The 23,882-nt window shown below is 39.2% G+C and carries 25 protein-coding genes; 17 read left to right on the forward strand and 8 right to left on the reverse strand.

Features of this window, described 5'->3' with window-relative positions:
- Window positions 1-125: 125 nt before the first annotated feature.
- Together AACQ49_RS01165 and AACQ49_RS01170 are read right to left on the reverse strand one after the other, a co-directional pair.
- Window positions 126-1,226 carry a FliC/FljB family flagellin gene (locus AACQ49_RS01165; protein ID WP_121910247.1) on the reverse strand — a complete coding sequence of 367 codons (1,101 nt, stop codon included), beginning with the start codon at window positions 1,224-1,226 and terminating at the stop codon, window positions 126-128.
- Between the two features lie 309 nt (window positions 1,227-1,535).
- Entirely contained in the window at window positions 1,536-2,633 is a 1,098-nt protein-coding gene (locus tag AACQ49_RS01170; RefSeq protein WP_036895213.1) for a FliC/FljB family flagellin, read from the reverse strand.
- Between the two features lie 386 nt (window positions 2,634-3,019).
- On the opposite strand from AACQ49_RS01170, the gene fliD reads away from it, so the two are divergent.
- From fliD to fliT, 3 genes are read left to right on the forward strand one after another with little or no spacing between them, the layout of a single operon-like run.
- Entirely contained in the window at window positions 3,020-4,438 is a 1,419-nt protein-coding gene (gene fliD, locus AACQ49_RS01175; RefSeq protein WP_004248323.1) for a flagellar filament capping protein FliD, read from the forward strand.
- Between the two features lie 25 nt (window positions 4,439-4,463).
- A complete protein-coding gene (gene fliS / locus AACQ49_RS01180) occupies window positions 4,464-4,862 on the forward strand; it encodes a flagellar export chaperone FliS (protein ID WP_004243499.1) in 399 nt (132 codons plus the stop codon).
- A gap of 18 nt (window positions 4,863-4,880) precedes the next feature.
- Entirely contained in the window at window positions 4,881-5,234 is a 354-nt protein-coding gene (gene fliT / locus AACQ49_RS01185; RefSeq protein WP_004243500.1) for a flagellar protein FliT, read from the forward strand.
- A 297-nt stretch (window positions 5,235-5,531) separates the two neighbouring features.
- On the opposite strand, the gene AACQ49_RS01190 is transcribed toward fliT, so the two are convergent.
- From AACQ49_RS01190 to AACQ49_RS01200, 3 genes are all read right to left on the reverse strand, one after another.
- Window positions 5,532-6,674, reverse strand: coding sequence for a hypothetical protein (locus AACQ49_RS01190; protein WP_036907843.1), 1,143 nt, complete (start codon window positions 6,672-6,674; stop codon window positions 5,532-5,534).
- A 465-nt stretch (window positions 6,675-7,139) separates the two neighbouring features.
- Complete coding sequence (locus AACQ49_RS01195) at window positions 7,140-7,355, reverse strand: hypothetical protein (protein WP_161778845.1); 216 nt, start codon at window positions 7,353-7,355, stop codon at window positions 7,140-7,142.
- A 101-nt stretch (window positions 7,356-7,456) separates the two neighbouring features.
- Complete coding sequence (locus AACQ49_RS01200) at window positions 7,457-7,687, reverse strand: DUF6500 family protein (protein ID WP_036895222.1); 231 nt, start codon at window positions 7,685-7,687, stop codon at window positions 7,457-7,459.
- A gap of 402 nt (window positions 7,688-8,089) precedes the next feature.
- Here AACQ49_RS01200 and AACQ49_RS01205 point away from each other — a divergent pair, with 402 nt between their 5' ends.
- Complete coding sequence (locus AACQ49_RS01205) at window positions 8,090-8,782, forward strand: fimbrial protein (RefSeq protein ID WP_004250789.1); 693 nt, start codon at window positions 8,090-8,092, stop codon at window positions 8,780-8,782.
- Between the two features lie 408 nt (window positions 8,783-9,190).
- Here the strand turns inward: AACQ49_RS01205 and fliE are convergent, their stop codons facing one another.
- Complete coding sequence (gene fliE / locus AACQ49_RS01210; RefSeq protein WP_004248328.1) at window positions 9,191-9,502, reverse strand: flagellar hook-basal body complex protein FliE; 312 nt, start codon at window positions 9,500-9,502, stop codon at window positions 9,191-9,193.
- 276 nt (window positions 9,503-9,778) lie between these two features.
- Here fliE and fliF point away from each other — a divergent pair, with 276 nt between their 5' ends.
- The 13 genes from fliF to fliR all read left to right on the forward strand — a co-directional run bounded on the left by fliF (window position 9,779) and on the right by fliR (window position 20,864).
- Complete coding sequence (gene fliF, locus AACQ49_RS01215) at window positions 9,779-11,500, forward strand: flagellar basal-body MS-ring/collar protein FliF (RefSeq protein WP_004243509.1); 1,722 nt, start codon at window positions 9,779-9,781, stop codon at window positions 11,498-11,500.
- Entirely contained in the window at window positions 11,497-12,495 is a 999-nt protein-coding gene (fliG, locus tag AACQ49_RS01220) for a flagellar motor switch protein FliG (protein ID WP_004243510.1), read from the forward strand. Before fliF ends, fliG begins: the two co-directional genes overlap by 4 nt.
- The gene (gene fliH, locus AACQ49_RS01225; RefSeq protein ID WP_004243511.1) at window positions 12,488-13,210 is read left to right on the forward strand and encodes a flagellar assembly protein FliH; all 723 of its coding nucleotides are present in this window, start codon (window positions 12,488-12,490) and stop codon (window positions 13,208-13,210) included. The genes fliG and fliH overlap by 8 nt, the downstream gene beginning before the upstream one ends.
- Window positions 13,210-14,583, forward strand: a complete 1,374-nt coding sequence (gene fliI / locus AACQ49_RS01230; protein ID WP_004243512.1) for a flagellar protein export ATPase FliI — start codon at window positions 13,210-13,212, stop codon at window positions 14,581-14,583. The genes fliH and fliI overlap by 1 nt, the downstream gene beginning before the upstream one ends.
- Before the next feature lie 30 nt (window positions 14,584-14,613).
- On the forward strand, window positions 14,614-15,060 hold the full coding sequence (gene fliJ, locus AACQ49_RS01235; protein WP_004243513.1) for a flagellar export protein FliJ: 447 nt from the start codon (window positions 14,614-14,616) through the stop codon (window positions 15,058-15,060).
- A complete protein-coding gene (locus tag AACQ49_RS01240; protein ID WP_012368056.1) occupies window positions 15,060-16,472 on the forward strand; it encodes a flagellar hook-length control protein FliK in 1,413 nt (470 codons plus the stop codon). The genes fliJ and AACQ49_RS01240 overlap by 1 nt, the downstream gene beginning before the upstream one ends.
- Before the next feature lie 177 nt (window positions 16,473-16,649).
- Entirely contained in the window at window positions 16,650-17,132 is a 483-nt protein-coding gene (fliL, locus tag AACQ49_RS01245; RefSeq protein WP_004243519.1) for a flagellar basal body-associated protein FliL, read from the forward strand.
- 5 nt (window positions 17,133-17,137) lie between these two features.
- Window positions 17,138-18,169, forward strand: a complete 1,032-nt coding sequence (gene fliM / locus AACQ49_RS01250; RefSeq protein WP_004243520.1) for a flagellar motor switch protein FliM — start codon at window positions 17,138-17,140, stop codon at window positions 18,167-18,169.
- The gene (gene fliN, locus AACQ49_RS01255; RefSeq protein WP_004243521.1) at window positions 18,162-18,572 is read left to right on the forward strand and encodes a flagellar motor switch protein FliN; all 411 of its coding nucleotides are present in this window, start codon (window positions 18,162-18,164) and stop codon (window positions 18,570-18,572) included. The genes fliM and fliN overlap by 8 nt, the downstream gene beginning before the upstream one ends.
- A 3-nt stretch (window positions 18,573-18,575) precedes the next feature.
- The gene (fliO, locus tag AACQ49_RS01260; RefSeq protein WP_004243522.1) at window positions 18,576-19,022 is read left to right on the forward strand and encodes a flagellar biosynthetic protein FliO; all 447 of its coding nucleotides are present in this window, start codon (window positions 18,576-18,578) and stop codon (window positions 19,020-19,022) included.
- Window positions 19,022-19,792: a flagellar type III secretion system pore protein FliP gene (gene fliP, locus AACQ49_RS01265; RefSeq protein ID WP_004248331.1), complete on the forward strand. Its 771-nt coding sequence runs from the start codon at window positions 19,022-19,024 to the stop codon at window positions 19,790-19,792. The genes fliO and fliP overlap by 1 nt, the downstream gene beginning before the upstream one ends.
- A gap of 14 nt (window positions 19,793-19,806) precedes the next feature.
- Window positions 19,807-20,076 carry a flagellar biosynthesis protein FliQ gene (gene fliQ / locus AACQ49_RS01270; protein WP_004243524.1) on the forward strand — a complete coding sequence of 90 codons (270 nt, stop codon included), beginning with the start codon at window positions 19,807-19,809 and terminating at the stop codon, window positions 20,074-20,076.
- 5 nt (window positions 20,077-20,081) lie between these two features.
- Complete coding sequence (gene fliR / locus AACQ49_RS01275) at window positions 20,082-20,864, forward strand: flagellar biosynthetic protein FliR (protein ID WP_004243525.1); 783 nt, start codon at window positions 20,082-20,084, stop codon at window positions 20,862-20,864.
- A gap of 312 nt (window positions 20,865-21,176) precedes the next feature.
- Here the strand turns inward: fliR and flgL are convergent, their stop codons facing one another.
- Window positions 21,177-22,121 (reverse strand): flagellar hook-associated protein FlgL, encoded by a 945-nt coding sequence (flgL, locus tag AACQ49_RS01280; RefSeq protein WP_161778846.1) that lies wholly within the window; start codon window positions 22,119-22,121, stop codon window positions 21,177-21,179.
- Window positions 22,122-22,146: 25 nt separating this feature from the next.
- Window positions 22,147-23,790: a flagellar hook-associated protein FlgK gene (flgK, locus tag AACQ49_RS01285; protein WP_004243528.1), complete on the reverse strand. Its 1,644-nt coding sequence runs from the start codon at window positions 23,788-23,790 to the stop codon at window positions 22,147-22,149.
- Window positions 23,791-23,882 lie beyond the last annotated feature (92 nt).

Genomic DNA, 23,882 nt, shown 5'->3' on the forward strand with positions numbered 1-23,882 from the left:
TTTACCTACAACCTATCAATGGGAATACCTATCCATGATTAATAAAAAAAACGATTGTTTTGATGAAAAAACACCCACAGCAAAAATGGCTGTGGGTGGGATCTGAAGATGAGTTTAATGAAGGATTAACGTAACAGAGACAGAACAGTTTGTGGTACTTGGTTTGCTTGAGCCAGTACAGCAGTACCTGCTTGTTGCAAGATTTGATTTTTACTCATATTGGACACTTCTGTCGCATAGTCAGCATCTAAGATACGGCTACGTGAAGCAGATAAGTTATTAACAGTGTTGTTTAAGTTATTGATAGTAGATTGGAAACGGTTTTGAATTGCACCTAATTTAGAGCGGCTTTCATCAACCTTACTAATTGCGTTATCTAAAGTTGCTAAAGCGTCATCCTTAACATTTAAAACTTTAACATCTTTACCTGCATCTGCCTTAAATTTAGTGGTTTTACTACCAGTAAACTCAACTTCATCAGTAGTACCTGCTTTTAATTGAAAGTCTGATTTACTTACTACGTACTCGTCGCTACCATCCTTTAAGACAACTTTATTAGCAGAAACCTTACCATCTACTTTATACTCTTTTACTGAAATACCAGTCGCGTATTTTGTACCGCCCGAAATGCCCAGAGCGTTTGCATCGATTGCATCACCTTCTGCTTTAACCCCTTTTTTCTCTGTTTTAGCATCAAACAGGTTATCACTAGCAACACCTAATGTGTCGTTATCAATTTTATCTAAATTGAATTCAATCACTTCATTGTCATTAGTACCGACTTGAATGGTCATTTTTGACTTTTCACCACTCAGTACTTTCACACCGTTAAACTGAGTTTGTTCTGAAACACGATTGATTTCATCTAAACGTTGATTAACTTCATTTTGGATAGAAGTGATATCTGAGTTAGAGTTAGTCCCGTTTTTCGCTTGAACGGTTAATTCACGAATACGTTGTAAGTTATTGTTGATTTCGTTCAATGCACCTTCAGTGGTTTGAGACACTGAAATACCATCATTCGCATTACGAGATGCTTGAGTTAAACCGTTAATATTTGAAGTGAAGCGGTTAGCAATAGCTTGACCTGCCGCATCGTCTTTCGCGCTGTTAATGCGCATACCTGAAGATAAACGTTCAATTGCATTACCAAGTGCGCTTTGTGAACGATTTAGATTATTTTGAGTGACTAAAGACAGATAATTAGTATTAATAACTTGTGCCATACAATATTCCTTCAATTTTATTTGAAAATTTTTAATTAATAGGTTTGTTATTACACTCCTGTAATAACGTTGCCTAAACACTATCGTCATTAAATCGAAGGTATTTATGTGTTTTCGCGTCGCGAAAATAGTAAAAAAAGCCAATTAATTAATTTATAAGAGATAATGACTAGCAGAAAAAACAAAAATAGATGGAGAGAAAAAAATAAACTAAAACAGAGTGAGTTTAAATATAAAATAAAATGACAAAAAAGACCCTCAGATGAGGGCCTTTGATATAGAAAGGTATCTTTTGTGTCAGGGTACGAATTAACGTAACAGAGACAGAACAGTTTGTGGTACTTGGTTTGCTTGAGCAAGTACTGAAGTACCCGCTTGTTGCAAGATTTGACCACGGCTCATGTTAGAAACTTCTGTTGCATAGTCAGCATCTAAGATACGGCTACGTGAAGCAGATAAGTTGTTAACAGTGTTGTTCAGGTTGTTGATAGTAGATTCAAAACGGTTTTGAATCGCACCTAATTTAGAACGGCTTTCATCAATGGTATTGATAGCTTTGTCTAAAGTTGCTAAAGCGTCATCTTTAACGTTTAAAGTTTTAACGTCTTTACCTGCATCTGCTTTGAATTCAGTTGTTTTACTACCAGTGAACTCAGCTGTATCAGCGGTACCTGCTTTTAATTTAAAGTCTGATTTGCTTACTAGGTAATCCTTAGTACCATCATTGAAGATAACCTTATCAGCAGAAACCTTACCATCTACTTTATACTCTTTTACTGTACCACCCTCATATTTTGTAGCACCAGTAACACCGATATCTTTCGCATCGATTGCAGCACCTGCTTCTGTAACACCTTTTTTCTCTGTTTTGGTATCAAACAGTTTATCGCTAGCAACACCTAATGTATCGTTATCAACTTTATCTAAGTTAAATTTGATAGTTTCATTATCGTTAGTACCAACTTGGATAACCATTTCTGATTTCTCACCGCTCAGTACTTTCACGCCGTTAAACTGAGTTTGTTCAGAAATACGGTTGATTTCGTCTAAACGTTCTTTCACTTCGTTTTGGATAGAAGTGATATCTGAATTAGAGTTAGTACCGTTTTTCGCTTGAACAGTTAACTCACGGATACGTTGTAAGTTATTGTTGATTTCGTTTAATGCACCTTCAGTTGTTTGAGCGATAGAGATACCATCGTTCGCATTACGTGAAGCTTGAGTTAAACCATTTACGTTTGAAGTGAAACGGTTAGCAATTGCTTGACCCGCTGCATCGTCTTTTGCACTGTTGATACGTAGACCAGAAGACAGACGCTCGATTGCACTTCCTAAAGTTCCCTGAGATTTGTTCAGGTTGTTTTGAGTTACCAGGGATAGATAGTTGGTATTAATGACTTGTGCCATAGCTAGATTCCTTTAAAATCAAGTCGATAAAATAAAAGTTTGCCTATTCATTTACGGTGTCAATCACCGGCAACAAGTTTATCGGCACCCCAGATACAACCTTTAACTTTTCCAACAAATTTTTCTGTGGTTTTTTATAGAATCGTCATTAACTAAATGATATATAAAGAAATTAATTTATTATTTTTTTATATTATTTTTATCAATTCCCGTCATAAACCTTTTTTCTTATGCAAAATTCGACTTTAGTATTCAATGACAATAAAAGGCTTCTATATGGCGGTCTGTTTCCCTCATCAAAAATAGTAAATAGACGTAAACTTTTCGCCAATTCTTCCGATAACGCTGTGTAGGGATTATTTTACGAACACAGAAAGGAGACCAGTATGGCTGGTATTAGTGCACTAGGAATAGGCTCAAAGCTGCCGCTTGGCGAGACATTAATGCAATTAGAAGCAGCAGAAAATAAGCGCCTTGAACCTTTAGACAAACAGATGAAAAGCTACGATGCACAAATTACTGCATATGGAAAAATTCGTAGCCAATTAGATAAATTACAGAAAGCATCTGAAGAATTAAAAAAATTCGATAAAATCGTCGCCACCAAAGTTGATGATGAGTTTGATGCCTTTAAAGTAACCACTGATGGTAAAGCAAGCATTGGTAATTATACGGTCTCTGTAACGGAGCTTGCCCATGCTCAAACACTGAAATCAAAAGCCGTCAGTGATATCAAAGATCCTATTGGTGAAACATTAGGTGAAGGCAAAACTCGGACTTTAGTGATCACCCAAAAAGGTGAAAAAGAGCCTTTAAAAATAGAGTTAACAGACAGCCAAACTTCTATTATTGAATTACGTGATGCTATCAATAAAAAAGAAGGCAACGTTTCTGCCACTATTGTAAAAGCCCAAGATGGCGTTAACCATTTAGTTCTGACTTCTCGTAAAGAAGGTACAGATTCTCAGATGGAAATCACTGTTGAAGGTGATAGTAAGCTTAACGATTTTATTAGCTACTCCACTGAAAAAACCAGTGGCGCAATGACAGAGATCGTTAAAGCAAATAATGCAAAGTTAACGATTAATGGGATTGAAATTGAACGTCAAACTAATGAAATTAAAGATGCGCCTGAAGGGATCACGTTAAATCTTAAGAAAAAAACCAATGATAATAAAGATGGCGTAGATAAACCTGAAATTATTACGGTTGCGCGTGATATTGAGCCAATGAAAAAGGCCATAAAAGCCTGGACAGACGCTTATAATGAATTAAATAAAACCTATAAAGATTTCACCAAGTACACCCAAGTTGAAAAAGGTGAAGATGCCTCTAAAGACAATGGTGTGTTATTAGGTGATACCACTAGCCGGATGATTATGTCTGAGCTAAAAAGCTTTATCACTCGTTCTCAATCTTCATCTGAGATTGATACCCTTAATAAAATGGGCATTAAATTTAAAGTTGATGGCACATTAGAAGTTGATGATAAAAAACTCGATAAAGCATTAAAAGAAAAACCCGCTAACGTCAAAGAGTTTTTTATGGGGGATGGTAAAGAAACAGGTTTTGGTACTCAAACCTATAATTACCTGAAAAAAACACTGCAATCAAACGACGGAACACTTGATATTGCCACTGATGGTGTTAAAAAACGTAAAAAATCGTTAGATAACCAAATTAAAAATACTAAACGTACTATTGAAGCGACGATGGAACGTTATAAAAAACAGTTTCAATTATTAGATAAAATGGTCAACTCCATGACTAACTCAAGTGCATCAATTGAACGTTTGTTACGTTAATTTTTAAGTAGGATATTAGGATATTATGTATCAACAATCAGCCAGTAAAATGTATGCTCAAATTGATGTTGAAAGTGAGATTTTAAATGCTTCACCTTACCAGCTGATCCAAATCCTATTTAATGGGGCGCTAAGCGCCCTTCGCCGTGCATTAATATTAATGGAACAAGGAAATATCGCCGGTAAAGGAGAAAATATTTCTAAAGCCATTAACATTATTGGCAACGGCTTAAAACAGGGGCTGGATAAAGAAAAAGGGGAGGAGCTTGCTGAAAATTTAGCATTACTTTACGACTATATGATCACTCAACTACTCGATGCCAATTTAAAAAATAATCCAGAAAAAATTCATGAAGTCATCAAGTTATTAACTGAAATTTCTGATGCTTGGCAACAAATTGGCACACAGATTAATTCTTATTAAAAAGCGTGGACAGCAAATATGGATATAATGGCAGCTTACGAGCAGGTTTTGAAATTAAGTGAGCAAATGTTAACGCTTGCCAAAAATCAGCAGTGGGATCAGCTGATAGAAATGGAAATGGATTATTTAAAAAGTGTAGAAATTATCACTAAGATGATAAAACCCACTGAGGGTGAGCTGATAATACAACAGCAGCTCACCAATATGTTAAAGAAAATACTCGAAAATGAAAATGAGACGCGAAATTTATTACGAGCAAGATTAGATAAGCTCGCTGTTTTAATAAGACAGACTGAACAAGAGCAGAGGGTACAAAATAGCTATGGTCAGTTTTCAGAGCATAGTTATTATCCTGATCTCAATCTAAAATAACTTTCCTCTGCGCCAAAAGCGGTTTTATTAGCTAATGGCGTCTTTATTTACCGAGTTATTTCTTGCTATACGATATTATTTGTTATCGGTAACGTTGTGACAATTAAACGATATGATATAAAAATAACATAATAAAAACTCAATTTATTACACTATATCATTCGACTATCGCTATCATCACCTACTCTTCCCCATCTATTTGTTCTCCATTTACTGATATCATCACCGATAAATAAAAATCGCCTACACATGGCAGGCGATAAACTTACTGTTTCAAATAGATAATAATTGATTGATTTATTTGATCACATCGTAGAGTTGAGGATCTGCAAAATAATCTGCGGTTAATGCCATCGAAGGCTCATATTGTGCCCCATATATATCAGAGAATGCTTTACCCTCTTTACCTAATGAAACTTTACGTTCATCATCACCGCTACTTTCATATATGGAATAAGTTTTACGGCGCATAGCAATATATTTATCCGCATCATTTTTAATATCAGTATGATGCTCAAATATCTCCTTATCAGTTAATTCTAGCTTGTTCGCTAATTGACATCCCCAACGTGTTAAACATCTTTCTGCAAAATGTCGCACAATTAACCCCGGTGAAAATAGTGCATTTTTACCTTCACTACCATCAATCGCGGCATTGCCTACTAAGGTCGCATGACGTCCAGAAAGCGGGAAAATATGCATTTTCGTCTCAGCAGTCACTGTTGGAATAACGCAAGCAAATCCTTTTGAACGTTCATCAATGGCATAAAATCCGACATATTCCTTAACATTACTACCTAGTGTCACCTTTTCTGGTTGGAAATTAAGTGGCCCTGGAACTGGGTCAATAGCAAAAATATTGACTGGAATATCTTTTAATAGGGGATCTTTTAACATGGCATTGGCAAGCATATGGCAGGTGATGCCACCACGGCTCCAACCAATTAAATTCACTTGGGTGGGAATGATGCCATCTTTGCGAAAGGTACGAATAATTTGTTGCTGAAGTTGTTGTTGAGTGACATAGCGGTCACCATAATTATATTTACGCCATAAAAAAGAGCCGGTCACTTCAACATCTTCAATGGGAATGCCCGCTTTTTTCAGTTGATTATATTGTTGTTCTGTTAACTTTTCACGTTGCCAGTCAAAGTTGCCTTTCATTAAGCACAGTGCATGTTCAACATTTTCTTCCCATCCACTGCCAAATAAAGAGCCTTTTAAATCTGAATAATTAGGGCTTTCAACCCATAAATCATCTTCTTGCAAATTACCGCTACCTGGGCCATCTACAATAAACCACTGAGCAAATTCGCGATCTAGATTATTATGCGCCAAGGTGGAAACAAGCTCACCTTGCCAATAAACAGGATTATTATGATTATTATTATCAAAAGATGAAGCGCCGGTACCACATAAATAAACGGTTAATACTGTCATAATTAAAAATTCCTTGTATGTTTTACTAAAAAATCAAAATATGATCTCTATTTCCTTGTATCGAGCTATTCCTTAGCTCAAGTAAACTTTAACGACGACACTTTTTTTATTCAAATATAAAAAAGTCATTATCACAGTTCAGATCACATAATTAATAACTATTTAAGTTAAGTCGTATATTAATTGCTGTATAGCCATCTTAATTAAACTAATGCTATTCATTATCTGATTTTTTAGCGAAAAAATTATTTTGATTATAAAAATAATATCGAATATTTCACGAAGTTAAGAGACTAAATCTTAATAGATTTATGATTTATTGTGATAGTGAATTGGGATAGTGAAGAGAGTGGTTAAAAATAAATCATTAACGAAGTGTTTATTTTTCTTCTTACCGTTGAAGTTGAGATAAAAACAAAAAAATCTCGCTAATGATCTTAACGAGATTTTTATCAATTGATACGCTTATAAACGATTAAATGCCACAACTCTCACCGCAGGAATATCAGCTTGAGCCCCTTGTGCAACTTCCTGACATGCTTTTTCTAACGCAATATGGGGTGTGATCCCACTTTCAGTTTCTACTATTTTATGCCCGGCGTAGGTATCACCATTTCTGGAACACACTTTATACGCAATAAACCAATATTCCATATCATCACCGTTTACGTTATTAATCATAAAATTACCATAACGGTTTATGACTAACGTTAATGTGATAATAATCAATAATTTTCAGTTTTTTCGTATCAGGTTGATAAAAATGATAACGGCGTACAGATTTAGCGATTAGCGTCCATTTCAGTTTGTATCATTTTCTTAATTTTTATGGCTTTTTCAAAATGATCTAATTTATGCGTCATTATCCACCAAGTTGCCGCTTCCATTAATAATTCAGGATCATCATTTTTATTAGCAAAAAAAGCATAAAAAGAGAGGCCTACCCCTTCTCCCTTTTGCGCTATTTTTGTATCACATACTTGGATGATTTTTTGCTGCAACATTCTGCGCATCGTTTGTGTCACTCAGTGCGTTGTTAGTTAGTACAGCTTACATGGGAAATGTTGTCTTGTGAATACGAAAATGACGGAAAGGATTTTATTAAAAATGAGTGTTTTAAAGTTGATTAATTTAATTATATTTATATAAAAATATAAAACAATCTAAATAAGAGTATCTAATTAAAAATCTTGTTTAATTAATATAAAACCCACATTTACCTATAAGGATTAAAACACTATTTTTAATTACCTCTTTTAGTGAACATTAGATAGTAAAATAAACTCACTTTAAGAAAGTCTAAATTAGATATATTAAAGAATATATTTATTTAACATTAAATAAATGAATAAAAGGTGTATTATATAATATTGTTTTGTTATTTATCCTCTAAAAAAGAATAAAGGAATAATGATATGAAAAAAGTATTACTCAGTCTTGCTATGCTGAGTGTAATATCAACGCCGGTATTGGCTAAAACGCCTGTTGCTAACTTAAAAATCAATGGTGATATTAAGCCACCAACTTGTACTGTTCATGGGGCGACACAAAGTGATGTTATTTTTGATTACGGAGTCATAAGCCCAACACTTATCCCTCAATCGAAAAACTACGAGTATCCTTTAGCTACAGGTAAAAATACCGTTACGGTTGAATGTGATGCTAAAACATATTTAACCTTTGTTGCATCTGATACTTATGACAGTGCGGAATTAGCTAATGATACGACAGGACAATTTCATTTAGTTGATAAAGCAAATCCTGAAGCCGCTGTTGGTGCAGCTTTTTTTATATGGACAAATATTACTGTCGATGGTAAGCCTGCGTATATTTCACGAGCAAATGATGTTGCTATTACGGGGAATAAATTTAATAACGTCCTATACAAAGGCCCTACCAATGGTTGGACCTCAGAACAACAATCAGATATTAATAAAAACTCTCTGTCTCTCATTTCAGGTGAAATTTTCCAAGCGAATTTCAGTCAAGGAAAGACAAGTCGTACTTTTATTTTATCCAAAGATGCACTAAGTAAAAAAGGAATAGATATTGCTGATGGATTAGATTTTGTCGGAGAGGTTGTTCTCACTTTTAACTTTGGGGTCTAATTTTAACATATTGATAATCACATTATAATTAACCTTTATATTGTGATTATCTTTTACGTTAAAAAATAAAGAGGCCTAATTTATATAATTAATCAATTATCAATTTCTGCTGCGCTATTGATGCCCTTATTTTCTTCCTCTTCTTTTTGTCTGGGTTCCTCTTTCACCTTCTGTGCTTGTAGTAGCATAAGTAAATTGGTCCCCCATTCAGAGGTAATATTATCACTTCATCAACAGATGGGGGACCCATCAGCAAAAATGGTACAGGATAATATGATGCTTAGATGCATAAATACGAGCAAAACCCAATATTGCTATTAAGCCAAACATTGAATGATCCTGTCCCCTATATGTCCCCATCGAGCCACAACAAAGATAATATTCTTTTATCTCAATGAGTTAACTTTATCACACCTGCATTGACATAATCTCTTGATAAGCGGCGACCAGCTTATTACGCACTTGTACGCCCATTTGTAATGAAATACTGGATTTTTGCATATCCACCATCACATCATTTAATTCAACGCCGGGCGTACCTAACGTAAATGCTTGTACTTTGTTGGTTGCATTAACACGAGTTTCGTTAATTTTACCTACTGCTTGAACCAACTGAGTTGCAAATCCTGCCTGTACTGGCTGGGGTTTGGCAATATTGGATGCTTGTAAAGTTTGAATTTGCATTTTATCCAGAACACTTTCAATAGCTGGAATTGACATATAAACCTCTGCGTTAATCATCTAATTCAATTTTTGAATCAATGTCATAGTAAGTAGGTGAACCAACACGCTTACCGAGTAATACCCTAACACAGGGGCTTCATTCCAAAGCGAGTAATTAACGCAAAAGTTAAAGGCTAATTACGCCATTAAATGAAACGCAAAAGGCCAATAATGAGACACCTGAGAGTAGGTTTATTTATTTGCGTAAGGGGAGTCTGTTTTGTTACGCCACGCTTTTAGTATTCATCCCGAACTACAAGGCAAGGATTGTCTATGAATGCCGAAAAAACCGACGTTGTGAACCAGAAAAAAGGTTTTAACGCCATTATTAACCGGATAAAAGCCGATCCGAAAATTCCGCTTATTATTGCGGGATCGGCGGCGATTGCCATTTTTGTTGCTGCTTTTTTATGGCTACAAAGCCCTGATTATAAAGTGCTTTATAGTAATCTTAGTGATAAAGATGGTGGCGAAATTGTCACACAGTTAACACAAATGAATGTACCCTATCGCCTATCACAAAATGGTTCTGCGATTATGGTACCTGACAATCAGGTTCATGAATTACGCCTGAAACTCGCACAAGCGGGGCTTCCAAAAGGTGGAGCTGCCGGTTTTGAACTACTTGATAAAGAAAAGTTTGGGATCAGCCAGTTCAGTGAACAGATTAACTATCAACGTGCACTTGAAGGGGAGCTTGCTCGTACCATCGAAACCTTAGGTCCAGTGCAAAATGCTCGTGTTCATTTAGCATTACCTAAACCCTCTCTTTTTGTTCGTGAGCAAAAATCACCTTCTGCTTCTGTAACAGTAGGTCTGCTGCAAGGTAGAGCCTTGGACGAAGGTCAAATTAATGCCATCGTACATATTGTAGCAAGTAGTGTTGCAGGTATGCCCGATAGTAATGTGACCATTGTTGATCAAAGCGGTAAGTTATTAACACAGCCCGATGCTTTAGGTCGTGATCTTAATTCTATTCAACTCAAATATGTCCAAGAGTTGGAAAGTCGCTACCAGCAACGTATTGAAACACTATTAGGCCCTATTGTTGGGCGTGGTAATGTTCATGCGCAGGTCACCGCTCAAGTTGATTTTTCTCATACAGAAGAAACCGCTGAAGAGTACAAGCCTAATCAGCCCCCTAACCAAGCTGCAGTACGCTCAAAACAAGTGAGCCAAAGTGAGCAAAATGGAGGCATGTTAGCTGGCGGTGTGCCCGGTGCGTTATCTAATCAACCTGTTGCACCACCGCAAGCGCCGATTGAAAAAGCCAAAGACACGGCGGCTGATGAGAAAGCAACATCTACCAATGCTAATCGTTCAATGACGCGTAATCCAAACAGCAATAGCCGTTTAGATGAAACAACCAACTATGAAGTAGATCGTCGTATTCGTCATGTTAAACGACCTGTTGGCAATATTGAGCGCCTTTCTGTTGCGGTAATCGTCAATTACAAAACCGTAGAAGACAAGAAAAAAGCAACAGAAGGTGAAGAGCCTATTGTCGAAAATAAACAAGTTCCGTTAACCGATGAACAGCTTCAACAAATTGAAAGTTTAGTACGTGAAGCGATGGGTTATTCCCAAGAGCGCGGTGACTCTTTAAGTGTGGTTAATTCTCAATTTAACGATACCGAAGAGCCAGTGATTAGCGTCCCTATGTGGGAAAATCCACAAATATTGGCTAAAGCATTAGATTTAGGCCGCTGGTTATTGCTTGTTATCATCGCGTGGATCTTATGGCGTAAATTAGTGAAACCTCAACTTGAAAAACGCCGTGAAGCAGAAGTCGCCGCACAAAAAGCGATTTTGAAAACCAAGCTTGAAGTGACAGATGATGTCAACGAAGCCGAATTAGATGAAGAATCAAGACGTAAACAAGCACGTCAACGTGTTAGTGCCGAATTACAAAGCCAACGCATTCGAGAGATGGCAGAAAAAGATCCTCGTGTTGTAGCCATGGTAATTCGTCAATGGATGAGTAAAGAACAATGAGTAATGACTTAACTGGAACCGAAAAAAGCGCCGTTATGTTACTGACATTGGGTGAAGATCGCGCAGCAGAAGTATTTAAACATCTAACGACACGTGAAGTGCAACAACTGAGTATTGCGATGTCTTCTATGCGTCAGATCTCCAATCAACAACTCATTGATGTGATGGCAAGCTTCGAAGAAGATGCTGTTCAGTATGCAGCATTAAATGTGAATGCTAATGATTATTTACGCTCTGTACTTGTTAAAGCCTTAGGTGAAGAGCGTGCTAATAATCTGCTCGATGAGATCTCAGAAACCCGTGAAACCACAACAGGTATTGAGACACTTAACTTTATGGAGCCACAAATGGCTGCCGATATTATCCGTGATGAACATCCACAGATTATCGCCACCATTTTAGTTCACTTAAAACGTGGTCAAGCCGCTGATATTCTTGCTCTGTTTGATGAAAAATTACGTAATGACGTTATGTTACGTATCGCAACATTTGGTGGTGTTCAGCCATCAGCCTTAGCTGAATTAACGGAAGTACTGAACAATTTACTTGATGGTCAAAATCTCAAACGTAGCAAAATGGGTGGTGTTCGTACTGCAGCTGAAATTATCAACTTGATGAAAAGTCAGCAAGAAGAAAATGTTATCACCGCAGTACGCGACTACGACGGCGAATTGGCACAGAAAATTATCGACGAAATGTTCCTGTTCGAAAACCTTATCGATATCGACAACCGTTCAATTCAGCGCATTCTACAGGAAGTGGAATCCGAATCCTTGGTTGTGGCATTAAAAGGTTGCGATCAAGAACTACGCGATCATTTCCTCAACAATATGTCGCAGCGTGCTGCTGAAATTATGCGTGATGACTTGGCGTCTCGTGGACCTGTTCGCATGTCTCAAGTGGAAGCTGAGCAAAAAGCAATTCTGCTTATTGTACGTCGCTTAGCTGAGAGCGGTGAAGTTGTTCTTCATGGAGGAGACGATACCTATGTCTGATAAAAATACTGATACAAACTGGAAGCCTTGGGTTCCAAAAGAACTTATTGACTGGGAATTAAAAGTCAAGGAAGACACGGGGTTAGACGAGAAGGAAGACGAAAATCAAGAAAAAGAAGTCGTTCAGCAACAGAAAGTCCTCGAGCAAATTAATATGCTTGATGACATGAAAGAAAAGGCCCAAAAACTGGGCCATGCTGAAGGCTTTGAGGCAGGGAAAAACCAGGGTTATCAGGAAGGCTATCAGGCAGGATTACAATCGGGTATCGAAGAAGGTATCCGTCAAGGCATTGCTAAACAAGAACCTTTTATTAATGAATGGCAAGGCTTATTAGCTGAATTTAGGCATTCATTAAATGGTTTAGATAGTGTTATTGCCTCACGATTAATGCAGATAGCACTCACAGCAGCCAAAGAAGTACTTGGACAACCTGCGGTCTGTGATGGCTCTGCATTACTTGCTCAAATTACACTGATGTTGCAACAAGAGCAGATGTTTGCAGGGGATCCACAGCTACGGATTAACCCTAAACATATCCCTCTGATTGAAAAGGAATTAGGCGATTCCCTTACCGCCCACGGTTGGAAAGTGGTGGCTGATAATAGTATCCATGTAGGGGGATGCCGTGTTGTAACCAATGATGGTGATCTTGATTCCACAATTGCGACACGTTGGCATGAATTGTGTCGTCTTGCTGCACCGGAGGCGTTGTAATGACCGCAAGATTGGGGCGTTGGTTAGAAAAACTCGCTGATGCAGAATCTCGTTTAAATAAAATTCCGCGCATACGCCAATATGGTCGCTTAACCCGTGCTACAGGCTTAGTCATGGAAGCTAAGGGGCTAGTTATGCCCCTTGGCTCTACCTGCTTAATAGAACGTACCATTGGTAAAACGGTTGAAGAAGTTGAAAGTGAAGTCGTCGGATTTAACGGTAGCCAAATGTTACTCATGCCACTACAAGAAGTGGAAGGATTAACCCCAGGTGCTCGAGTCTACGCTCAATCGATCCCCGGTCGTGAAGGCGAAGGCCGACAATTACCCCTTGGTGATGCCTTATTAGGCCGCGTACTTGATGGCTCAGGTGATCCCCTAGATGGTTTACCGCCGCCAGATACCAGTTATCGTGCACCACTGATTACACCACCTATCAACCCATTACAACGTACCCCCATTACAGATGTACTTGATGTGGGTGTACGTGCCATCAATGCACTACTTACGGTCGGCCGTGGCCAACGTATGGGACTCTTTGCCGGCTCGGGTGTCGGGAAAAGTGTTCTATTAGGTATGATGGCGCGTTTTACTCAAGCCGACGTCATTGTCGTGGGGCTTATTGGTGAACGTGGTCGTGAAGTTAAAGACTTCATAGAGAATATCCTAGGTAAAGAAGGATTAGCACGCTCAGTGGTAGTAGCAGCACCTGCTGATGTTTCGCCACTCTTGCGAATGCAAGGTGCTTCTTATGCAACCCGTATTGCCGAAGATTTTCGTGATCGCGGTAAACATGTTTTATTAATTATGGATTCGTTAACTCGCTATAGCATGGCGCAGCGTGAAATTGCCTTAGCCGTTGGTGAACCGCCGGCGACAAAAGGTTATCCCCCTTCTGTATTTGCAAAATTACCCGCACTTGTTGAGCGTGCCGGTAATGGCGTTGATGGTGGTGGCTCCATTACTGCTTTCTATACCGTGTTAACAGAAGGTGACGATCAGCAAGATCCAATCGCTGATTCTGCCCGTGCTATTTTGGATGGCCATATCGTGCTTTCGCGTTCACTGGCGGAATCGGGTCACTACCCTGCTATTGATATTGAAGCGTCCATTAGCCGTGCGATGACCTCACTGATTGATAAAACACATTATCGCCGAGTACAAGTATTTAAGCAGCTATTATCCAGTTATCAGCGCAATCGCGACTTAATTAATGTAGGGGCTTATGCTGCAGGCAGTGATCCTATGCTGGATAAGGCGATTGCCCTTTATCCATCATTAGCAAAATTCTTACAACAAGATATTCAAGAGCAATGTAGCTATCAACATGCTTGTGAACAACTTAATCAACTGATCACACTAGATTCATTCTGAACATAATCAGAAAAAGTAAAGAGGGTTCCAATGCGGGAGCAGTCACCTTTAGTGACACTGAGGGAACTGGCACAGACAGCGGCAGAACAAGCCGCTGTCCAACTAGCCCAAGTCCGCCAGAGTCATCAACAGATGGAACAGCAACTCAATATGTTGATCGGGTATCAGGATGAATACCGTGTTCGTCTCAACCAGACGTTAAATGTGGGAGGCATGTCATCAGCATCATGGCAAAACTATCAACAGTTTCTCAAAACACTTGAATTAACTATCGAGCAACATAAACAGCAACTTCGTCATTGGCAAGCGCAACTCGACCTTGCAACGGAACATTGGCGAGAAAAACAGCAACGACTCAATGCGTTTGAGACATTGGAGCAACGCGCTGAAGATAGCCGTAAGCGACAACTTGATCGTATTGAGCAGAAACAAATGGATGAGTACGCACAGCGTAGTACTTTACGGAGAACAACTTGATGGAGATAACGCTTCTGACCATGGATGTCACTGCAACCTCTCCGGGAACGACATCCGCTACAACAAGTCAACCCGGTGATAATGCGTCGACATTTGCACAACTTCTGAGTACTCAACCTCAGAATACACCCAGTGATAAAAAAAACGCCTCTATTTCAGGCCATTCCTCAAAAGAGAATAAGGCGCACAATCACACTGAAAAAAATAAAGACCAACAAAATGATGACGATATTGATACTATTGTCACTGAATATGCGGCATTAGAGGCGCCAGCAACGAAAAATACCCATCTTGCCCTCTCGTTACCTGATAATGAGCAATTTAGCTCAATTCTTGAAAATAAAACGGCCTCTTCATTAATGTCCGCAGAAGAATTAGCGGCAGAGCTTCCAGTACAACTTGCCGGACTTGCAGGGTTAAAATCTACATCGCTTTCAGCCAACCAAGCTCATCAGCCACATTTATTGGGAACCTCGTTAAAGCATGCTGGGAATGGAAACGAGTTATCTCACCTTATGGCAGAAAATGCCCGTGCTGAACGTGATCTTGTCGATAAATGGCAACAATTCAATACGCAAGCTAATGCAGATGACAAATCATTACTTGCTCAATTACGCCCTGAAACAGCGTCATTAACCCAACTTGCAACACATGAAGCTCGCCATTTAACGAATGGGCATTCAGCAAAGAAAGTTGATAACGCTTCACTGTTATCTTCCGTGGCAGAAAAAGCGGATGGATTGTTAGCCGATGACAAAGCATCAGCCAATACAAAATTAGCCGATAATCTGGCAAACCAAATAATCGGTAATAACCGTATTGCTGAACGCGATCTACACAATAGATTATCGACCTCTTCGGTGTTTGCCTCTTCATCAGTAGCAAGTCATGCGCAACCGTCATCAATGATGCAAGCGCAAATGCACTTTCCTTCGATGCCTACCCCGATGTTAAATGCACAAATAGGCACACCGGAATGGCAACAGCAACTCAATCAGCAAATTGTGATGTTTAGTCGTAATGGTTTACAAAAAGCTGAGCTACGTTTACATCCCGAAGAGTTGGGTTCATTACATATTCGCATGAAAATTGAAGATGGACAGGCTCAATTACATCTTGCCTCTCAAAATGGACAAGTGCGTACTGTGTTAGAAAATTCCCTGCATCATTTGCGTCAAGCGCTCTCTGAAAATGGGATACAACTCACACAAAGTCAAGTGTCTAGCGACAGTCATGACGGTTGGCAACAACAAAATATGTCAGATTCCTCTCAATTTAGTGGAAATGGTGCCGATAATCATCAAAGAAGCGAGGGTAATTCTATGCAATTAGCCTCAGAAACGGCACAAAAGATAACCCTTACGCCTCAAGAGTTAGCCTCTGCTCGTGGTGGTGTCGATATTTTTGCCTAATACAAATGTATTGGGAGGACACACTATGTCAATAAACGTAAGAGTTAATGGTTTTTTCCCTATCTGTTTCTGCCATTAAAAAACAGAAATAGCGGGATAATTAAGGTTGATTTAGATGGATATGGAAGTCCACAAAAGTGAACACGTATCCACTACAAAACAGGAATTTAACTGTCCATGTCTAATTACAGCAATGAACGTAAAAGCTATAGCTTAATTCTGATCATCCTATTATTGGTGATCGCCATTATTGCAGCGGCATTCGGTGGATATAGTTGGTGGGCATTGAAGCATGCTAAATCAGGTACTACGGGCACTAGTCAGCAAAAAGTTATACCGGCCCCCGTTTTTATGTCATTAGAGCCTTTTACCATCAATCTGATTGATGAAGAAGAACATTTAGATCGCGTACTCTACATAGGGATCACGTTACGCTTACATGATGAGAATACACGTAAGCGCTTACATGATTATTTACCCGAAGTTCGTAGTCGCTTGCTACTACTTCTTTCTCGTCAACACGCTAATAAAATTGCAACAGATGCGGGGAAACAACAACTCATGACAGAAATAAAAGAAACGCTGAGACCGACTCTTGTACCGGGTGAATCTGAACAGATCCTCTCCGATGTACTGTTTACCACGTTTATTCTGCGATAATCATTATGAGCGATAATATCCTTTCACAGGCAGAGATAGATGCTCTGCTGAATGATGACACATCAGGTGACGACGCCCAAAAAAGCGCGAACAGGGAACCTGCGATAGCGAAGGATCCGAATGAACCGGATATTCAGCCTTATGACCCGAACACGCAACGTCGTGTCGTTCGAGAACGGTTACAGTCGTTAGAAATTATTAACGAACGTTTTGCGCGTCAATTCCGTATGGGGCTGTTTAATATGCTTCGCCGAAGCCCTGATATCACGGTTGGTGGCATAAAAATTCATCCTTATCATGACTTTGCCCGTAACCTACCTGTACCAACTAATCTAAATTTGGTGCATTTAAAACCGTTACGCGGCACAGCGTTATTTACCTTTGAGCCGAATCTGGTTTATATCGCGGTTGATAACCTGTTTGGTGGCGATGGGCGTTTTCCAATTCCCGTTGAAGGACGCGAGTTCACCAATACAGAGCAGCGTATTATCAACAAAATGTTAAAACTGGCACTTGATGCCTATCGTGATGCTTGGGACTCCATCTTCAAAATTCAAGTTGAATATGTTCGTTCTGAGATGCAGGTAAAATTTACCAATATCACCTCATCACCAAATGACATTGTGGTGACGACACCTTTTCAAGTAGAAATTGGCTCTATGGTAGGGGAATTTAGTATCTGTATTCCTTTTGCCATGATTGAACCGCTACGTGAACGGCTAATCAATCCACCAATTGAAAACCTTCGCCAAGAAGATAGCGTTTGGTTAGACAGTTTAGTAAACCAAGTTAAGCACTCAGAGCTTGAGTTGGTTGCTAACTTTACTGACATTCCGCTGCGTTTATCAAAAGTCCTTACCCTGAAAAAAGGGGATGTGCTCCCTATTGATAAACCAGAAAGATTGATTGCACATGTTGATGGTGTGCCGGTATTAACAAGTCAATACGGTACAGTCCATGGGCAATACGCCCTTCGTGTTGAACATTTAATTAACCCTGTTTTAAACGCTCTGGATGAGGAACAAACCAATGAGTGATGAAAATCGCCCAACTGATAATTCACAATCGGCTGAGGATATGTGGGCTGATGCAATGGAACAGCAAACTGGCAAAAGCCAAGATAATAGTTCCGACGTATTCGAACATCTGTTACCTGAAGATGATACGCTTAATCATCTATCTGATATCAATTTGATTATGGATATTCCTGTCAAATTGACAGTAGAGTTAGGGCGTACCAAAATGACGATTAAAAAACTCCTAAGCCTATCACAAGGCTCTGTAGTGTCATTAGATGGGCTTGCGGGTGAACCCCTTGATATTCTTATCAATGGCTACTTAATCGCCCAAGGAGAAGTCGTGGTCGTTTCTGATAAATATGGTATTCGCATTACCGATATCATCACCCCTTCAGAACGTATGCGCCGTCTGAGTCGTTGATCTATGGAACAGATCCCTTCCTTTTCCAGCCAAGGTGCGGTTAATACTGCCGCACCCGCCACAACGCAAACTATCCAAACACCGGCGCAACCTTTACCCGTTGGACAAAGCCTTGTGCAAGTCAGCACCGCGCTTGCGGGTATTATTGTACTGATTATTGTTGCAATGTGGCTTTTCCGCCGTTTTGGCTTTGCTCGCGGTACATTTAAAGCTAATCAAGCACAACTCACGGTTAAAGCGAGCTGTTCATTAGGTACCAAAGAGCGTGTTGTCGTTGTTGAAATCGAGCAGGAATGGCTTGTATTAGGGGTTACGGCATCGCAGATTAATCTGTTACACACCTTACCTATTCCTAATCATGCCTCGCAGGAAGCGCCTATACCACCTTCTTCACCGTTATTTATTCAATTATTACAAAAAACGCTAAAGCGAGATAAAGGCAACTCATAATGCATCAGTGTGTCTCTTATTTTAACGCATTAAAGCGCTGGCCTCTCTTCGCTAGTGTCCTTATTTTGTCACTATTGCCAAGCCATGCGTTTGCTCAATTCCCCAGTGTTATTTCACACCCATTACCGGGAGGTGGCCAAAGCTGGTCATTGCCAGTACAAACACTGATTTTTATCACAGCCCTAGGTTTTATTCCCGCCGTATTACTGATGATGACGAGTTTTACTCGGATTATCATTGTGCTGGGTTTATTGCGTAATGCGTTAGGTACACCTTCTGCTCCCCCTAACCAAGTGGTACTGGGTCTTGCGCTATTTATGACATTTTTTATTATGGCACCGGTGTTTGATAAAATTTATCAAGATGCTTATCTCCCTTTTAGTGAAGATAAAATCACTTTTGAACAAGCACTCGATAATGGCTCACAACCACTGCGCCAGTTTATGATGCAACAAACGCGCGAAACCGATCTTGCACTCTTTGCTCGTCTTGCTGATGCCCCCGCATTTGAAACACGCGATAGCGTACCTATGCGAATTTTAGTGCCTGCTTATATTACCAGTGAGCTAAAAACCGCTTTTCAAATTGGTTTTATGATTTTTATCCCTTTTCTCATCATAGACTTAGTGGTTGCCAGCGTCTTGATGGCACTCGGTATGATGATGGTGCCACCCGCCACCGTTTCACTGCCTTTTAAACTCATGTTATTTGTATTAGTCGATGGCTGGCAGTTAATACTTGGCTCATTGGCTCAAAGCTTTTTTAACTAGCAAAGAGGTTCTTTATGACGCCTGAATCTGTTTTAGCATTAGGAACGGAAGCGATGAAAATTGCCTTATCCCTTGCTGGACCTCTATTATTGTCTGCACTGGTTACCGGTTTAGTAATAAGCATGCTGCAAGCAGCAACACAAATAAACGAAATGACACTGTCGTTTATTCCTAAGATCCTTGCTGTATTAGCGGCTATTTTAGTCGCAGGGCCGTGGATGCTCAGTTTGTTATTAGACTATATGCATAACTTATTTACTGGCATTCCAGGAATGATTGGCTAATAACAATGATAACCTTGACCAGTGAAATACTTAATGGCTACATCAGTGATTTTTTCTGGCCATTTGTGCGTATTTTGGCACTCTTTAGTACCGCGCCTTTGTTTAGTGAAAAACAGACACCTAAAAAATTTCGTATTGGACTCGCCTTTTTAACCACGGCGTTAATTGCACCAGGGCTACCGCAAAGTCAAGTACCTCTCTTTTCTATCATGGCTTTTTGGGTACTGATCCAACAAATTTTAATTGGCACAATTTTAGGCTTATCTATGCAGTTAGCTTTTGCTTCTGTACGTCATGCAGGAGAAGTGATTGGTTTACAGATGGGGCTGTCATTTGCGACTTTCGTCGATCCTTCAGGTGGCCCGAATATGCCTATTCTTGCTCGTATCTTTAACATGTTAACCATGTTGCTTTTTATGGTGTTTGATGGGCATTTATGGCTGTTATCGGTATTAGCAGATACTTTCTATGTTGTTCCTATTGGAAATCAGACCTTTAATTCATTGGGTATCCTTACTTTAGTACAAAGTGGTGGCACTATATTTATTAACGGGATGATGTTAGCCATGCCATTAATCACTCTACTATTAGTACTCAACCTTTCATTAGGTATTTTAAACCGTATGACACCACAGCTTTCTGTTTTTGTGGTCGGTTTCCCTCTTACCCTCACGATCGGTATGTTGGCGTTATCACTGATTATGCCAGCATTACCTGTGTTTACTGAGCGCGTCTTTAGCGATACATTCAATCGTATTACCTTAATATTGCAGCAATTAGTTTCTTGAAAAACCTGATGATTGAGATTGTGTTATCTATTTTTCCATTGGCTAATTAAATTTAATCTGCTTTTTGTCACTTGTTTTGTTTATTCCACAATTAATATATCATTTGCTATAAACCAGTGATGAATAAAGTCAGCTAGATAACTTAATATTCGTGCTAAAGGATCAGCACGGGCACTTACTGCTACTGCGACTAAAGTCATGCATAAACCTTGTACTGACTTCATTCGTTACAGATAAAAAAATCCCCTGATAAATATCGGGGGATAATCGCTTATTTTATAGAATAAGATGCTATTTACTATTGTGACTAAATTAACGATACATCTTAAACATCGACATATCTTTCATGTCATTAAAGACTTTATAAGATGCCTGTAATACCGACTCTTCTTGATAATAATCTGAAATTGCTTGTGTCCAATCTAAGTCACGTAACTCACTTAAGCGTTTAGCATTTCTTAATGAGGTATCTGCACCTAAATCATCTAAATTATCAAGTTCTTGAAGCTGTAAACCTAATTTAGCTTCCACACTAGAAATATTATTTAATGTGGCGCGATTAACACGGTTAGCCGTATTAATCTTATCTAATGCAGCATCACGATCAGCTTGTGGTTTTCCAACTAGAGGTTCACGTAGTGCACTGATGGCTTCATCTAAGGCATTAAAAATATCTGGCTCTGTGCCTTTTCCTCCTGATGATTGTAACGTTTCTATCCCTGTAAAGTTGGATACCATTTCAATATTGCTATCAACTTTTTGAGTAATTTGCTTGTCTCCACCTTGGTAGGTGATTTTACCCGTTTTGTCAGCAACAAAAGGTGGTTTATCTGTTTGGAAACCAGCAAAAACATAACGTCCAACACCATCTTTCGTATTGCCAATCCCCACTAACTGATCTTTTAAACCACTTAATTGTTCCGCAAGAGAGGCACGATCTTCATCACTTAATGCGCCATCATTACCGGCAGCCACTAATGTTTCTTGAATTTTTGTGGTGATATTGACCATTTGGCTTGAAAGGCTCATTTGCAATGACATGCTGTTTTTAGCAAATCCACGTGCTGTCGCATATTGCTGATTACGCGCTTCAGATTGCTTAACCATTACCGCTTGTGAGGCCGCCATCGGATCATCAGAAGGTTTTTCAACACGTCGACCACTGGAAATTTTATTCCCTTCTGTCATCCATCTACTTTGCAAGCTAGTAATATTATCCACTCGCTGAGTGTAAATTTGATTTGAACTTAAACGCACGATTTATTCCTTAATCAAAGAGGGTTTATAAGACCTGCATAATCGCATCAAACATGGTATTTGCAGTTTGAATAACTTTTGCATTTGCCATGTAATACTCTTGGATACGATACATTTCGCCGTATTCTTCATCCAAGTTGACCCCTGAAACCGATTGTTGCTGTGTTAAAATACTGCTGGTGATCGCATTTTGCGCATCATAATCAACTTGCGCAGTATTCACTTTATTACCCACCATACTTATTAGTGAGCCATAACCACCAGCAATTGTTGCTTTACCATCGATAAGTTTTTCATCGGGTAATTCGAACAATTTTTTCATGTTCTCATTATCACTAGGTCCAGAGTCTTTTGTACCCGCGGCAGCTATTTTGCTTGGATCGCTGATTGCAACACTCATTCCTGCAATCACGTTGCCTACAGATTGAACAACGATAGAATCGCCCTCTTGTGCAGCTCCATTGACTTTGATGCTCATTCCTTCGAATTCTAATTCACCCGTTGTTGCATTAGGTGTTGCTGTAAATTTACGATTCCCCGGCTCTACAGTGACATTCCATTTACCACCTTCATACTTAACCGTATAATCTGCAGCTTTAACTTCTCTTGTGTCAGTGTATTTGACATCAAAAGTCGCATCACCTTTGTTCTTACCATTAGGCATGGTATGTGCCCCACCTAGGTTGAAGAACTTATCACCTTTATCGCCGTTTAAATCAAAACCTTGCTCATGTTGTTTATTAAATTGATCGCCCAACACTAAAGCTAATTGGTTTAATTGATTTCGGCTTGCATCTAATACTTCATTACGGCTACGGTAAGCGCCACCTAATTCACCGCCATTAATACGTTTAGCATCAACTTCACGAACTTCATCAATACCGTTGCTATAACCAACAACAAGGCGTTCACTGTTTTTATTGGAAGGAATAGCAGAGACTTCATAAGAGCGCGTCCCTGCAACAAGAGGAAGACCATTGGCAAAGCTGACATTAACAAACCCGCCATCTTGTTGGGTCACTTGTACATCAACTAGCGTATTTAGCTCTTGAATTAAGCGGTCGCGTTGGTCGAGCAGATCATTAGGCTCGGCACCATTAAAACCTTGTGAGCGGCTAATTTCTTGATTTAATTTAGCTATCTGCTTGGAATATTCATTAATATTCTTAGTGGTATTAGTGACTTGGCTATTAATGTCTTTTTCGAGATCGCGTAATGATTGATCCGCTTTGTTAAACATATTCACCATTGCTTCCGCTTTACCCAGTATGGTGGTACGAGCTGGGTTATCTTCCGCATTGTTCGTTACATTAGGTAAGCTGGTAAAGAAGTCATCAATTGCACTGGAAACATCATTGCCTTTATCCGCTAATAAATTATTTATTTGCGAGATATTTTTGTTATAGCTATTTAAAGCACTCTGTTTTGTTACCGCACGATTCATTTGCCCCGCTAGGAACTCATTATATTCGCGATGAATACGACTCACATTAACACCATTTCCAATATAACCATTACTGGTCATCGTGCCACCGTTTTCATTAAATACGGTCATTTGACGGTTATACCAATTTACTTTTTGGTTAGCGATATTATTACTAATTGTGCTCATCGCAGCTTGTGCTGCATTAAGCCCGCTCATCGCTGTATTAATTAAATTGTTGGACATTTGTCTATCCTTTTACGTTTAGTCATCTCCTGTATGTTCGGAGCATAACTAGGCAATTGATATGGATGCTCTGCTATTTGTTATCGGTTATT

It is taken from the genome of Proteus sp. G2675, from assembly GCF_963886535.1.
Taxonomy (GTDB): domain Bacteria; phylum Pseudomonadota; class Gammaproteobacteria; order Enterobacterales; family Enterobacteriaceae; genus Proteus; species Proteus mirabilis.